The 12,756-nt window shown below is 62.4% G+C and carries 14 protein-coding genes and 1 pseudogene; 12 read left to right on the top strand and 3 right to left on the bottom strand.

Annotated features, from left to right (window positions below; all coding sequences use genetic code 11):
- Genes DEJ54_RS20885 through DEJ54_RS20875 form a run of 3 tightly spaced genes read right to left on the bottom strand, consistent with a single transcriptional unit; the run spans nucleotide 1 to nucleotide 2,394 of the window.
- Nucleotides 1-891: a branched-chain amino acid ABC transporter permease gene (locus tag DEJ54_RS20885; protein WP_113156688.1), complete on the bottom strand. Its 891-nt coding sequence runs from the start codon at nucleotides 889-891 to the stop codon at nucleotides 1-3.
- Nucleotides 888-1,610, bottom strand: a complete 723-nt coding sequence (locus tag DEJ54_RS20880; protein WP_113156687.1) for an ABC transporter ATP-binding protein — start codon at nucleotides 1,608-1,610, stop codon at nucleotides 888-890. Before DEJ54_RS20880 ends, DEJ54_RS20885 begins: the two co-directional genes overlap by 4 nt.
- Entirely contained in the window at nucleotides 1,603-2,394 is a 792-nt protein-coding gene (locus DEJ54_RS20875; RefSeq protein WP_245447855.1) for an ABC transporter ATP-binding protein, read from the bottom strand. The genes DEJ54_RS20880 and DEJ54_RS20875 overlap by 8 nt, the downstream gene beginning before the upstream one ends.
- 131 nt (nucleotides 2,395-2,525) lie before the next feature.
- Between DEJ54_RS20875 and DEJ54_RS20870 the strand changes: the two genes are divergently transcribed.
- The 12 genes and pseudogenes from DEJ54_RS20870 to phnE all read left to right on the top strand — a co-directional run bounded on the left by DEJ54_RS20870 (nucleotide 2,526) and on the right by phnE (nucleotide 12,754).
- On the top strand, nucleotides 2,526-3,311 hold the full coding sequence (locus DEJ54_RS20870; protein ID WP_245447854.1) for an N-formylglutamate amidohydrolase: 786 nt from the start codon (nucleotides 2,526-2,528) through the stop codon (nucleotides 3,309-3,311).
- Between the two features lie 168 nt (nucleotides 3,312-3,479).
- Complete coding sequence (gene phnF, locus DEJ54_RS20865; RefSeq protein ID WP_113156685.1) at nucleotides 3,480-4,235, top strand: phosphonate metabolism transcriptional regulator PhnF; 756 nt, start codon at nucleotides 3,480-3,482, stop codon at nucleotides 4,233-4,235.
- The gene (gene phnG, locus DEJ54_RS20860) at nucleotides 4,228-4,671 is read left to right on the top strand and encodes a phosphonate C-P lyase system protein PhnG (protein WP_113156684.1); all 444 of its coding nucleotides are present in this window, start codon (nucleotides 4,228-4,230) and stop codon (nucleotides 4,669-4,671) included. The genes phnF and phnG overlap by 8 nt, the downstream gene beginning before the upstream one ends.
- Nucleotides 4,671-5,207, top strand: a complete 537-nt coding sequence (gene phnH, locus DEJ54_RS20855; protein ID WP_113156683.1) for a phosphonate C-P lyase system protein PhnH — start codon at nucleotides 4,671-4,673, stop codon at nucleotides 5,205-5,207. Before phnG ends, phnH begins: the two co-directional genes overlap by 1 nt.
- Before the next feature lies 1 nt (nucleotide 5,208).
- Nucleotides 5,209-6,294 (top strand): carbon-phosphorus lyase complex subunit PhnI, encoded by a 1,086-nt coding sequence (locus DEJ54_RS20850; RefSeq protein WP_113156682.1) that lies wholly within the window; start codon nucleotides 5,209-5,211, stop codon nucleotides 6,292-6,294.
- Nucleotides 6,291-7,205, top strand: a complete 915-nt coding sequence (locus DEJ54_RS20845; protein WP_113156681.1) for an alpha-D-ribose 1-methylphosphonate 5-phosphate C-P-lyase PhnJ — start codon at nucleotides 6,291-6,293, stop codon at nucleotides 7,203-7,205. Before DEJ54_RS20850 ends, DEJ54_RS20845 begins: the two co-directional genes overlap by 4 nt.
- A pseudogene (locus DEJ54_RS20840) lies at nucleotides 7,202-8,022 on the top strand (ATP-binding cassette domain-containing protein). The gene DEJ54_RS20845 and the pseudogene DEJ54_RS20840 overlap by 4 nt, the downstream one beginning before the upstream one ends.
- 9 nt (nucleotides 8,023-8,031) lie before the next feature.
- Nucleotides 8,032-8,766: a phosphonate C-P lyase system protein PhnL gene (locus tag DEJ54_RS20835; protein ID WP_206545043.1), complete on the top strand. Its 735-nt coding sequence runs from the start codon at nucleotides 8,032-8,034 to the stop codon at nucleotides 8,764-8,766.
- Nucleotides 8,753-9,952, top strand: coding sequence for an alpha-D-ribose 1-methylphosphonate 5-triphosphate diphosphatase (locus DEJ54_RS20830; protein WP_113156680.1), 1,200 nt, complete (start codon nucleotides 8,753-8,755; stop codon nucleotides 9,950-9,952). The genes DEJ54_RS20835 and DEJ54_RS20830 overlap by 14 nt, the downstream gene beginning before the upstream one ends.
- A gap of 54 nt (nucleotides 9,953-10,006) precedes the next feature.
- A complete protein-coding gene (gene phnC, locus DEJ54_RS20825) occupies nucleotides 10,007-10,834 on the top strand; it encodes a phosphonate ABC transporter ATP-binding protein (RefSeq protein WP_113157124.1) in 828 nt (275 codons plus the stop codon).
- Between the two features lie 32 nt (nucleotides 10,835-10,866).
- Nucleotides 10,867-11,787 (top strand): phosphonate ABC transporter substrate-binding protein, encoded by a 921-nt coding sequence (gene phnD / locus DEJ54_RS20820; protein ID WP_113156679.1) that lies wholly within the window; start codon nucleotides 10,867-10,869, stop codon nucleotides 11,785-11,787.
- 85 nt (nucleotides 11,788-11,872) lie between these two features.
- Entirely contained in the window at nucleotides 11,873-12,754 is an 882-nt protein-coding gene (gene phnE, locus DEJ54_RS20815) for a phosphonate ABC transporter, permease protein PhnE (RefSeq protein WP_113156678.1), read from the top strand.
- The last annotated feature ends 2 nt before the right edge of the window (nucleotides 12,755-12,756 follow it).

Here is a 12,756-nt window from a genome sequence, read left to right as displayed (position 1 = left end):
TCAGGCGCGCTCCTCGGTCTGGCGAACGAACAGGCCGGAGGGCCGGATGAGCAGGATCACGATCAGCAGCAGAAAGACGAACGTGTCCCGGTAGCCGGAGAACTCCTGTGGCAGGAGCCCCACGAACAGCACTTCCGAAAGCCCGAGAATATAGCCTCCCAGCATGGCCCCGCCGATGGAGCCGACGCCGCCGATCACGCAGGCGACAAAGGCCTTCAGGCCGGGCACGAAGCCAAGCAGCGGATCGATCTGCCCGAACTTGCCACCCCAGAACAGGCCGGAGACGGCGGCAAGCGCGCTGCCGATGGCGAAGGCGGCGAGGATCGTGCGGTTCACCGCCACGCCCATCAGGCGCGCCGCCGTCAGGTTTTCCGCCGTTGCGCGCATCGCCCGGCCAAGCCGCGTGCGGTAAACCACGAGGAAGAGACCGCCGATCAGAAGAAGCGTCAGAACGATGATGGCGATGTCCGTCAGCGAGGCGTTCACGCCGCCAAAACCCACGCGCTGGCGCATGAAGGCGGGAAAGAGGAAATTGCGCGGCTGCCCGGAGAGGATCATCAGCGCGCTGTTTTGAATGGCAATCGAAACCGCCAGTGTGGCGATGAAGCCCGTTACCTGGCTTGCGCCGCGTATCGGCCGAAAAACGATGGTCTCGATGGTCATGCCGGCAATCGCGCCGATGGCCAGAACGAAGACCAGGATCAGCGGCCAGGGCACACCGGCCGTCACAAGCGCAAGGGTGGAAAAAGCCCCTATCATCACGAGGTCGCCATGGGCAAAATTGATCAACCGGACAATGCCGTAGATCATCGAAAACCCGATGGCGACGAGCGCGTAGAGACTGCCCAGCGCCAGACCGTTGATGATTTGCTGAAACAGATACTGGCTCATGCCGCCACCCCCAGATAGGACTGGCGCACACGGTCATTGCTGGCGAGTTCCTCACCCGTTCCCGACAAGACGATGCTCCCGTTTTCCATGACATGGGCGGCGTCTGCGATCTCCAGCGCCATAGCCGCGTTCTGCTCGATCAGAAGAATGGTGACGCCGGTGGATTTCAGCCGCTGGATCACGTCGAAAATCGTTTCCACCACCAGCGGCGCGAGGCCAAGAGATGGCTCGTCGAGCAACAGCATTTTCGGCTTGGCGAGAAGCGCCCGGCCGATGGCAACCATCATCTGCTCACCACCGGAAAGCGAGCCGGCCGCCACATTGGCCCGCTCCGCCAGAATGGGGAAAAGCGTGTGCACCTCCTCCATCGTGCGGCGCACCTCGGCGCGGTCGCGCTGTGTGTAAGCGCCCATGTCCAGGTTTTCCGCAACGCTGAGCGACTGAAAGATCTGCCGCCCCTCCGGGCAATGGATCAGCCCCGCGCGAACGATCTTTTCCGATGAGAGCCGGGTCAGATCCAGCTCCGCGCCGTCGGTCCTGAGGGTAGCGCTGCCGGAGCGCGGGCGAAGAAGCCCCGAGAGTGTCAGAAGCGTGGTCGATTTGCCTGCGCCATTCGCTCCGATCAGCGCCGCAAGCTGCCCCTGCCGCACATCGAACGACACGCCTTTTAGCACATGTGTCGCGCCGCGATAGACATTGAGATCGCGCACCTCAAGCATGGGCCTTCTCCTTGCGTCCGGTGCCGAGATACGCCTCGATGACCGCCGGATCCTTCTGCACCTCCTGCGGGGAACCCTCTGCAATGAGCTTGCCGCGGTTGAGAACCTGAATGCGGTCGCAAAGCCCCATCACCAGATGCATGTCGTGCTCGACCACCAGAACAGCGATCCCGAACTCCGCATTGACCTGGCGAATGAAGGAAACGAGATCGCTCGTCTCGGACGGGTTGAGACCGGCGGCCGGCTCGTCAAGAAGCAGTGCTGCAGGCTCGCCCGCGAGCGCCCGGCCAATTTCCACCCGTCGCTGATCGCCATAGGAAAGATCGCCCGCGCGCTGCTGCGCAAAGGCGCTGAGGCCAATCCGGTCGACGATGTCACGGCTCATCTGGCGTAGCGTCTCTTCCGCGCGCCAGAAGGACGGCAATTGAAGCATTGTGGCGAGTGTGCTCGCCGAGTGGCGCATATGCCCGCCGCACATGACATTCTCGAGCACGCTCAGATCCTCGAACAGGCGGATATTCTGAAACGTTCGCGCGAGCCCGGCGCGCGCCATCATGTGTGGCGGCTGTCCGGTCATGTCCGCACCGTTCACGGAAATCCTGCCGGATGACGGCCTGAGCACCCCCGTCAGAAGATTGAAAGCCGTCGTCTTGCCCGCGCCATTCGGCCCGATCAGCCCGACAAGATCCCCCCTGTCGAGTTGCAAATCGTATCCATCGACGGCCAAGAGCCCGCCAAACCGTTTCGCAAGGCCCGAAGCCTCGATAACCGGCGTGTCACTCACGACAAACTCGCTCCCCTGTTGTTGACCCAACGATATGGCGGCGGCAGGACCAGCGTCAACAAAAAGATACATCTTGCAATAAAACAAATGGATTTGTACGATTTCATACAAAATTTGCGGGAGGCATCTGCGTGTCCGATTTGAATGAAACCGCCCCTCTTCGGGTCCTTGCGGCGCACGAGCCGCACCCTCTGGAGACATTCAACGAATCCGCCGGGTCGGATTACTTCATCATCTGCGAACATGCGGGGCGGCGCATTCCGCAGAGTCTCGGCACGATGGGGCTTTCAAAGACGGATCTCAAGCGCCACATCGCCTGGGATATCGGTGCGCTTTCGGTGGCGAAAAAACTGTCTGAGCTTCTGAACGCGCCGCTTTACACGCAGCGCTATTCTCGGCTTGTCTGCGACTGCAACCGCCAGCCCGATGTCGCCACCTTCGCGCCGGAAGTCAGCGAGGGCACAGAAGTCCCGGCCAACAGGAACCTCTCCGCGAGCGACCGCAACATGCGCGCCAACGAGATCTTCTGGCCCTTCCACAACGCCGTCTCGGCGGCGCTGGACGAACGCACGAAAGCAGGCCGCAAGACCCGGCTGGTCACGATCCACTCCTTCACACCGGTGTTTCTGGGGAAGAGCCGCCCTTGGGAAATCGGCATTCTGTTCAATCGGGACAAAACACTGTCACCGGCGATGCTTGACTGGTTTCGCAAGAACACGGATCTGTGCGTGGGCAGCAACCAGCCCTATGCAGTCAGCGACGCCACCGACTATGCGGTGCCGGTTCATGGCGAGAAGCGCGGCATTCCCTGCGTCGAGATCGAGATCCGCAACGACCTCATCGCCTCGGAAACGGATGCGGGCGAATGGGCTGACCTTGTGGCAAGAGGTCTCGTCGCGGCCGAACCGCAGCTTTGAAAATAAGCGAAGACAGATGCATGGGCTGCCACCCAGCAGTATCCCCTTCTTCAGCTATCTCAATGCCGTTTTCCGCTCTCCCTACCCAGGCTCCCTGACAACCTTCTGACCGTCACGCACGTGTCATTGGGTTTCGCTAGAACCGCCTCATTCGAATGAGTTGGTGCTATGCGAAATCAAGGATACTCCTGGGAGGAAACCCGGGACAGGATCAGCGAAGAAATCATCTCGGGCAGGCTGGCAGCGGATACGAAACTGCCGTCTGAACCCGAGCTCTGCGTGCTCTATGGTGCGCGCCGTCACTCTCTGCGCAAAGCATTGGCAGCACTGGTGACAGAAGGCAAGCTGCGTGTTGAACACGGGCGCGGCACTTTCGTGGAACGCGCGCCCTTGCTCAACTACGTGATTGGCGAGCGAACGCGTTTTCGCGAGAATCTCCTGTCCCAGGGCCTCACCGCCTCGGGCGAAACCCTTTCAGAAATGAAAATTCCTGCCAGCACCCGTGTGGCTGCGGCCTTGAAGATCGCTGCGGAGGCTCCCGTCTTCGCCCGCTCCTGGCGCGGGTTCGCCAATGATCTGCCGATCAGCACGGGCTGGGCCTATTACGATGCCACGCGCTTCCCGGATCTGCTGGAACGCCGGCGCGACACCCGGTCGATAACCGATGTCTATCGCAGCTACGGCATCACCGACTACCGGCGCCAGAGCACCACTGTCCTGACCCGCATCGCCTCCGAACGGGAGGCCGCCATGCTGATGATGCGCCCGGGGCAATCCGTTTTGGTCGTCCAGAAAGTGGACGCCGATCTCGACGGACGCCCCATCAGCTTCTCCGAGGCCGTATGGGCTGGCGATCGTGTGCAGTTCACCTTCGAAGCAGACCAGCCGACCGTCATGACCACCGAAAGACCTTCCGATGACTGATACATTTCCACCCGGTGACAGCGATCACCCCGCGACGCTCGACATTCTCGCCCGCGCCCGCCCCGACCGGCTCAAACAGCATGCCGAAATCCTGCTTGAAGAGATGGGCGAAATCACCGTCATCGCCAACCGCACCGGCCTCGTTATGGTGCCGATGAGGGACACGGTCCAGAATGTGGATTTCCATCTGGGCGAAGTGCTGGTCAGCGAAGCCCACATTGCCGACGAAGCCGGTAACATCGGTTACGGCATGGTGACCGGCCGCGATCTCGAACGCGCCATGGCAATGGCCGTCATTGACCTGCGCATCGCCGCATTCGGGCAGGAAACAGCCACCGCCACTCTGCTCGCCGAAGAACAAGCGCATCTCGCAGCCGTCGATGAGGAACGCATGCGTCAGGTGGAAGCCACGCGCGTCGAAATGGAGACCTTCTGATGTTGACCGTTGCACCACCCGACGCCATTGAACTGCGCTGCAATTCCACATTCCAGGCGCTCATGTGGGCGCTGTCGCGCCCGGGCGATGCCCGCGTGATGCCGGAGGCCGGCCTTGCCGGCATTGCCGAAACACTGGTGGATCTCGAATGCACCGTGTTTGCCGATACGCCGGACCTGCGCGAGGCCGTCTCCGCCAGCGGAGCGCTCGTCACAGGTGATGTTTCGCGGGCCGACCACGTTTTCCTGTCGTCGCTCGAAAACGCTGCGGACCAGATCGCCCAGCTTCGCTGCGGCAGTCCCCTTTACCCCGATGATGGCGCGACGCTGATCGTCGCCGCCCGGCACGCAGGCCAGCGCCTGCGGCTCAGCGGCCCCGGCATTGAAGAGCCAACAGAGACCTCACTCGACGCGCCACCGGCCTTCTGGGCCATGCGCGCAATGCTCTGCGCCTATCCGGAAGGCTTTGACTGCTTTTTCGTCGATGACCGTTCCGTCATCGGCATCCCGCGCTCGACCAAGGTGGAGGTTCTCTAGAATGGCCTATGTGGCAACCCGTGGTGGCGAAAAGGCCATCGAACAGGCCGAACGGCTGTTCCGTCAGGACCTTGGCCCCATCGACGCGGCCCGCGTCGACACGATCCGCAAAACCATGCCCTATCTGGTCGACCGCGTGATGGGCGAAGCCTCGCTTTATGATGAGGAACTCGCGGCGCTCGCGCTGGCGCAGACCGGCGGTGAGCTTTCCGAAGCCGTGCTGGTTCTGCGCGCCTGGCGCACCACCCAGCCGCGCCTCGCCATCGCCCGTCCCGTGCAGCAGGATGAAGTGCTCACGCAGCGCCGCATTTCCGCCGCCTTCAAGGACATTCCCGGCGGGCAGATACTCGGGCCGACGCTGGATTATTCGCACCGTGTTCTGGCAACAGACGTGCTGGAAGGAAAACCCTTCACGCCTCCGCCGGTCGACAGCGCAGAGGCCCCGGCGCCTGTACGCCAGCCTTCTCTGGCCGAGTGGCAGCGTCAGCAGGGGCTGGTCGCCCCGGCCACCGAACCGGACACCGCGCCGGAGGACATTCCCGACCTGACGCGCGAGCCGCTTCTTTTTCCCGCGTCGCGCGCCCATCGCCTGCAAAGCCTTGCCCGCGCAGAAACCGGCGGTGTGCTCGCCCTCGGCTATGCCGCCATGCGCGGATATGGCAATGCCCACCCGACCGTCAACGAGCTGCGCCTCGGCGAAGCCAATGTGGTGGTGCGCCACCCGCGCGGCACGGAGTTCTCAGCCGGGCGCGTGCGCGTCAGCCAGGCCGAAGTGACGTCCAAGGAAAAGGGCGGCTATATCGAACTCGGCTTCGCCGCGACCTTCGGCTGGAACGAGGTCAAGGTCATCGCCGCAGCAACGCTCGATCTGAATTCGGCCGAAGCCCCGGTAGGCTCGGCCGTGCATGAAGAGTTCTACCTCTACCACACCGAAAGCGTGGAAGCCTCGGGCTTTTGCATCCACTTCAAGCTGCCGCACTACGTGACCTTTCAGTCGGTGCTCGACGCGATGCGAGACGCCAGGGCGAAAAAAACTGCAGCCGATGCTGCGCCGGCAGAAACCCGCCAGATGGAGCCAGCAGAATGAGCCTTGCCTCTCTCACAAAGGACTGGGCCGCAACCAGCTACGGCTTTCTCGACGCGTCGGCCAAACGCGAACTGCGCCGCAAGATGCTCAAGGCCATCGCCGTGCCGGGATGCCAGATGCCCTATGCGAGCCGCGAAGTGCCCATGGCGCGCGGCTGGGGAACGGGCGGCCTTCAGGTCACGCTCACCCTCGTCAACCCGGCTTCGACCGTGAAGGTCATCGACCAGGGCGCGGATGATGGCGTCAACGCGGCGTCGATCCGCCGCTTCATCTCCCGCGTGTCCGGCGCTGCAGAAACCTGGGACACGCTCTCCGCCTCGATTGTCCAGTCCCGCCACCGCGTGCCGGAAGAGGTCATGCGCGAGGATCAGATCCTCGTCCTCCAGGTTCCCAATCCGGAGCCGCTGCGCGGCGTTGAGCCCAACATGTCCATTGCACGGCAGATGCATGCGGACGCCGACTACGGAAAACTCTGGCTCACGCTTTATGAGCAGATCGTGCGCAAGGGCCGGATCATGCAGGGCGCAGCCTATCCGAGCATGGTCAATGGCCGCCACGTGATGACGCCCTCGCCCATCCCGCGCTGGGACGTGCCCAAGCTGAACATGGCAAAGCATCTGACCTTCCTCTCGGCAGGCCGCGAAAAACGCCTCTTCGCCGTTCCGCCCTTTACCCGCGTCGAACCGCTGGTGTTCTCCGACCGCCCCTATCAGGTGGAAGAACACGCACATCTCACCTGCCGCCGTTCGGGCCTCTCCGGCTATTTCATGAACGAGATTCCGCAGGATGATGGCGGATCGACCTTCGAGGTCTCCGACAGCAATCTTGGCATCAAGGCCATTCAACAGGCGGAAGGCGCACCGACCGAGATCGGTGAGACCTGGTACCGCGACGGGGAGTATTCAGCATGAGCCTTGATCTCACGCCTGCCGCGCTTGAGCGCGAGGCCCCGCGCCTGATGCGGGCAAGACCGCTTTTGACCATGAACAACATCTCCAGGAGCTTTGGCGATGTGCGCGCCCTGCGCGACGTGGACGCCACGGTCTATCCCGGCGAAGTCATGGGCATTGTCGGGGAAAGCGGTTCGGGAAAGTCCACGCTTCTGCGCATGATGAACCTCGAAGACACGCCCGATACCGGCGACTACCGGCTGCGCCTGCCTGACCGCGAGGACGGCAATCTGTTCGACCTCACCCGCTATCAGCGGCGCATGCTCTGCGCCCGCCATATCGGCATCGTCTATCAGAACCCGCATCTCGGCCTGCTCATGCGCCAGTCCTCAAGCGGCAATGTTGCAGAGCGACTTCTGATTGCCGGCGAACGCAGCTTCGATGTGTTGCGCGCCAGAGCCCGCGAGGCGCTCGATGCTTCGGAGTTCCCCTGGAGCGCATGGATGCGCGGCCGATCGAGCTTTCGGGCGGCATGCAGCAGCGCGTGCAGCTGGCCAAGGCCATCGCGCTTGAGCCGGCGCTGCTCCTGCTCGATGAACCAACCACGGGCCTCGACGTATCGGTTCAGGCTCTGGTTCTCGACACGCTCAAGCGTCTCCAGCGTGACCGCAAAATCACCATGGTTCTGGTCAGTCACGATCTCGGCGTCATCCGCACCATGGCCGACCGCGTCATGGTCATGCGCCATGGGCAGGTGGTCGAACAGGGGCTGGCCGACCAGATCTTTCAGGACCCGCAGCACCCCTACACGCAACAGCTTGTGCACGCTAAACTCTAGGATGAGACCATGACGACCACTCCATTGCTGCGTGTCGAAGGCCTCACCAAGACCTTCCGCATGTATCACCTCGACAGCGCGCTGCATGCCTTCGAAGACGTGAGCTTCGACCTCCACGAGGGCGAATTCCTGCTGCTTCGCGGCCACAACGGCGCTGGCAAATCGACATTGCTGCGCACCATCTGGCGAAGCTATCTGCCCGTTGGCGGCCATGTCTGGTACCGCTCCGGCCATGGTGAAATCGACCTTGCCAATGCGGCAGATGTCGACATTTCCCTGCTGCGTCGCGAGGAAATCGGCTTCGTCACCCAGTTCCTGAACGCCCGCCCGCGCGTCGCGGCGCAGGACATCGTTGCCGAACCGCTTCGCCTTGCGGGCATCGCACAGGAGGAAGCGCTGGATCAGGCCCGCCACTGGCTCGACCAGTTCGGTGTCCGGCCAGAGCTCTGGCGCGCCTATCCCAGCACCTTCTCGGGCGGCGAGCAGCAGAAGGTCAATCTGGCCCGCGCCCTCATCCTGCCGCAGCGTTTGCTTTTGCTGGATGAGCCGACGGCATCGCTCGACGCCGGCGCGCGCGAGGCGCTGGTGCGTCGCCTCTCCGATCTGAAAGCGCACGGCGTCGCCATCATCGGCGTTTTCCATCATCCCGGCGATGTCGCCGCATTGATCGACCGTGAAATCAATCTCAATACCAAAGTCGTCGCAGACCAGCTCACCAAGGAAGAAGACCATGTGGCTCTCTGATTTCCGTATCGTACTTGCAGACCGCGTCATCGACAGGGGCGCCCTGCGCATCGAAGACGGTCTGATCGCAGAGATCAGCGAAACCCCGGTTTCCGGCGCAGACATGGAAGGCAATGGCCTTCTCTTACTGCCCGGCATGATCGACATGCATGGCGACATGATCGAGCGCGAGATGGAGCCCCGCCCCGGCGTGCGCATGCCCATGGACATGGGGCTGCGCGACCTCGACATTAAGCTGGCGACATCCGGCATCACCACCGCCTATGCCTCGCTGTCCTTCGCTCCGGGCTCGGCCTACGGGCATATGCGTTCCTACGACTTCACCAGCAAACTGATCCGCGCCGTCGTCTCCGCACGGCCAAACCTGCTCATCGATCATCGCGTTCACGCCCGTTTCGAAGTGACGTTTCCCGCTGCCCTTTCGGTGGTCAAGGAACTGGTCAGCGAAGGTTCGGTGGATCTGGTCTCGCTCTGTGACCACACGCCCGGTCAGGGACAGTATCGTGATCTGGAGCTTCAGGCGGCCAACATCTCCCGCAACAAGGGCATCTCGCTTGAAGCCGCTGCCGAGCAGCTGCAACAGCGCATCAGGGACCGGCAGGAAACGGCCGGCGACATGATCGCCACACTGCGCGCCATTACCCAGTATTGCGCCATGCATGGCGTGCCCGTGGCCAGCCATGATGATGACACGGTCGAAAAAGTGACGCTGATGGAGCAGCTCGGGATCAAGATCAGCGAATTTCCGGTAACGCTTGAGGCCGCCCGGGAAGCTCATCGACGTGGCATGCTGAACGCCATGGGCGCACCCAACGCACTGCGCGGCCAGTCCTATTCGGGCAATCTCTCGGCACGGGAAGCCCATGCTTCCGGCGTGCTCGACCTGCTCGCCGCCGACTATCACCCCTCCGCCATGCTGCCGGCGGTTCTGGTGCTGGCAGAGACCGACCCCGACGGGCTGGCTGGCGCTGCGCGCCTGACATCGTTCAACCCTGCACGTGCGCTTGGCCTTCTGGACCGCGGCGAAATCCGTGTGGGACTGCGCGCCGACATGCTTGTCGCGTCTTCAACGGGCGTGGGGCAGGTCCACGCCACCTTCTCGCGCGGCCGCCTTGTTCATGCCGACGGAAAGGTGCTGCCCGCCGGTATCGCAAGCCGTCACGAACATGTCATTCGAATGAGTTAGCCGCGTCATCAAAGCGATCTAAGGTCAGTGCATAGCAACGCTACGGGGTTGAACATGCTGGAACTGAGAAACGTCACCAAGCGGTTTGGTGACACCATTGCCGTCAACGACGTCTCGACCAATTTCGCACCGGGCCAGATGGTCGGCGTCATTGGACGCTCCGGCGCCGGCAAGTCCACCCTGCTGCGGCTGATCAATCGGCTCGCAACCGCAGACGAAGGACAGATCACCTGCGGCGACGTGAATGTCGGCAACCTCAATGGCAACGCACTGCGCGCATGGCGCGCGCAATGCGCCATGATTTTCCAGCAGTTCAACCTCGTCAATCGTCTCGACGTGCTAACCAATGTGCTGATCGGCCGTATCGGCAACGCCCGCACCCTGCCGGTCATCTTCAAGCACTTCTCCACCACGGATCGCGCCAATGCCGCGATCGCGCTGGACCGGCTCGACATGCTCTCGCAGGCGCTGCAGCGCGCCGACACGCTTTCCGGCGGTCAGCAGCAGCGCGTGGCCATCGCCCGCGCCCTGATGCAGAAGCCGAGCATCATTCTTGCCGATGAGCCCATCGCTTCACTCGATCCGCGCAATGCCCGGCTCGTGATGGAGGCGCTGCGCGCCATCAACAGGCAGGACAAGATAACCGTCATCACCAATCTGCACACGCTCGATGCAGCCCGCGCCTATTGCGACCGCATCATCGGCATGGCCCATGGGCATGTCATTTTCGATGGCACGCCAGATCAGCTGACGAGCGCCATGATCCAGCAGATCTACGGTGATGACGCAGAAACAGCCGTGGACGAGAGCCTGACCTCGACCATCGCTGCCACCGGCGCGGCACGCCAAACCGGACAACGACAGATGGAGATGGCGCACTAACCGCCCCTCCTCCCCAACTCGGAGCTACATCAATGCACACTCTGACTCGCCGTGGCTTTGTGGCCGCGCTGGTTTCGCTCGCCCTTGCGTCCCCGGTTCTCGCCCAGGACTGGCGCGAAGAATATCCCGAACTGACCATCGGCATTTCCTCGAGCGAAAACGAAACCGACGCCATCACCCGCAACCAGCCCTATGCCGATTATCTGAGCCGTGAACTCGGCGTGCCCGTGAACCTGATCCGTGGCACCGACTATGCCGCCGTGATCGAGGCCATGCGCTCGGGGCACGTTCAGGTCGCCTCGGTTGGCCCGGCCGCTTACGCGCTGGCCCGCAAGATCATGGGCGAGGAAATCGCTCCGGTCGCCGTGACACTCGATAGCGGCGGCAATCTGGGCTACTACTCGATCATCGCCGTCCGCGCCGACAGCCCCTACCAGAATCTGGAAGACATCAAGGGCAAGTCCTTTGCCTTCGCCGACCCGAATTCGACCTCGGGCTATGCCGTTCCGTCCTATTACCTGTCGACCGAGCTTGAGACCTCTCCCAACGAGTATTTCGGCGAAGTCGCCTTCTCCGGCGGACACGAACAGAGCGTGATGGCGCTGGTCAACGGCACGTTCGAGGCCGTCGCCACCCATTGGCGCAATGAAGAAGCCGGCAACATCCAGACCATGGAACGCAAGGGCCTGATCGAACCCGGCTCGACGCGCATCATCTGGAAATCGCCGGTCATCCCGAACACGCCGGTCATGATGCTCACCAGCCTGCCGGAAGAGCTGCAGGAAGAGTTCAAGACCGCCCTGATGGCTTTCCCGGAGAAAGACCCTGAAGGCTTCGCCGAATACACCCGTGGCACCTCCAGCGGTTATTCCCCGGCCAAGCACGAAGACTATCTCAACGTAGTCGCCATCACCGAGTTCAACGCCAAAGAGCGTCGCAAGAACAAGAACTGATCACTCCCGGCCGGTGCGCATGAAGCGTGCCGGCCTCTTTTTGCAACGAGGCGTTCGTGTCCACACTGCCCCCACCGCCAGCCATATGCGACCAAGCACGCTTGATGAGCGTCTAACGTCCTTCAACGAGCGCTATCGCCAGCAAAAGATCACCCACCGCAATTGGACGATCCTGTATGGCGCCCTGTTCCTGGCAGCGCTTGCCGGCTCCGTTTTCGTCAGCGATTTCAGCATTCCAAAACTGGTGAAGGGCCTGCCCATGGCCTGGAACTACATTGTTGGAACCATGCCCACCCTGACGCTTGAGAACTTTTGGTCCGATCTGGCCGAGTGGTACTGGGGTCTGCGCTACTGGCTCCGCCTTCTCGTTGAGACCATTCTCATGGGCTTTGTCGGCACCGTTCTGGGAGGCGTCTTCGCCCTGGCGCTGTGTTTTCCGGCCGCGCGCAATCTGGTGGAGAGCACCGGCGTCTATTTCGCCGCCCGCCGCATTCTCGAATTCTGCCGCACCGTGCCGGAGCTGGTCTTTGCGCTGATCTTCGTGTTCGCGTTCGGCCTTGGCCCGTTCGCCGGCGTTCTCGCCATTGCCGTTCACACCGCCGGCTCGCTGGGCAAGCTGTTTGCAGAGGTCAACGAAAACGTTGATCCCCGCCCCATTGAAGGCGTTCGCGCCGCCGGCGGCAACTGGCCGATGATCATGCGGCTCGGTGTCGTCCCCCAGGTCCTGCCGAACTACGCCAGCTACCTGCTGCTGCGCTTCGAGATCAATGTGCGCGGCGCTTCCGCCCTCGGCCTCGTCGGGGCCGGCGGCATTGGCGAAGAGCTGTACGTCGCCATCCGCCAGTTCGAATACACCGATATCTCGGCCATCATGCTGCTTCTGATCCTCACCACTTCGGTGATCGACATCACCTGCGAATTCATCCGCCATCGCCTCATCGGCCATTCACTCACACAGAGCGCCTGATC

It is taken from the genome of Nitratireductor sp. OM-1, assembly GCF_003296175.1.
In the GTDB taxonomy this organism is placed as follows: domain Bacteria; phylum Pseudomonadota; class Alphaproteobacteria; order Rhizobiales; family Rhizobiaceae; genus Nitratireductor; species Nitratireductor aquimarinus.
The sequence above is the reverse complement of the archived record's forward strand: the minus strand, read 5'-3'. Positions and strand labels throughout refer to the sequence as shown.

Coding starts and splice junctions, on each gene's coding strand:
- DEJ54_RS20885 (WP_113156688.1), bottom strand. CDS start 891: ATGAGCCAGTATCTGTTTCAGCAAATCATCAACGGTCTGGCGCTGGGC.
- DEJ54_RS20880 (WP_113156687.1), bottom strand. CDS start 1,610: ATGCTTGAGGTGCGCGATCTCAATGTCTATCGCGGCGCGACACATGTG.
- phnF (WP_113156685.1), top strand. CDS start 3,480: ATGCGAAATCAAGGATACTCCTGGGAGGAAACCCGGGACAGGATCAGC.
- phnG (WP_113156684.1), top strand. CDS start 4,228: ATGACTGATACATTTCCACCCGGTGACAGCGATCACCCCGCGACGCTC.
- phnH (WP_113156683.1), top strand. CDS start 4,671: ATGTTGACCGTTGCACCACCCGACGCCATTGAACTGCGCTGCAATTCC.
- DEJ54_RS20850 (WP_113156682.1), top strand. CDS start 5,209: ATGGCCTATGTGGCAACCCGTGGTGGCGAAAAGGCCATCGAACAGGCC.
- DEJ54_RS20845 (WP_113156681.1), top strand. CDS start 6,291: ATGAGCCTTGCCTCTCTCACAAAGGACTGGGCCGCAACCAGCTACGGC.
- DEJ54_RS20835 (WP_206545043.1), top strand. CDS start 8,032: ATGACGACCACTCCATTGCTGCGTGTCGAAGGCCTCACCAAGACCTTC.
- DEJ54_RS20830 (WP_113156680.1), top strand. CDS start 8,753: ATGTGGCTCTCTGATTTCCGTATCGTACTTGCAGACCGCGTCATCGAC.
- phnC (WP_113157124.1), top strand. CDS start 10,007: ATGCTGGAACTGAGAAACGTCACCAAGCGGTTTGGTGACACCATTGCC.
- phnD (WP_113156679.1), top strand. CDS start 10,867: ATGCACACTCTGACTCGCCGTGGCTTTGTGGCCGCGCTGGTTTCGCTC.
- phnE (WP_113156678.1), top strand. CDS start 11,873: ATGCGACCAAGCACGCTTGATGAGCGTCTAACGTCCTTCAACGAGCGC.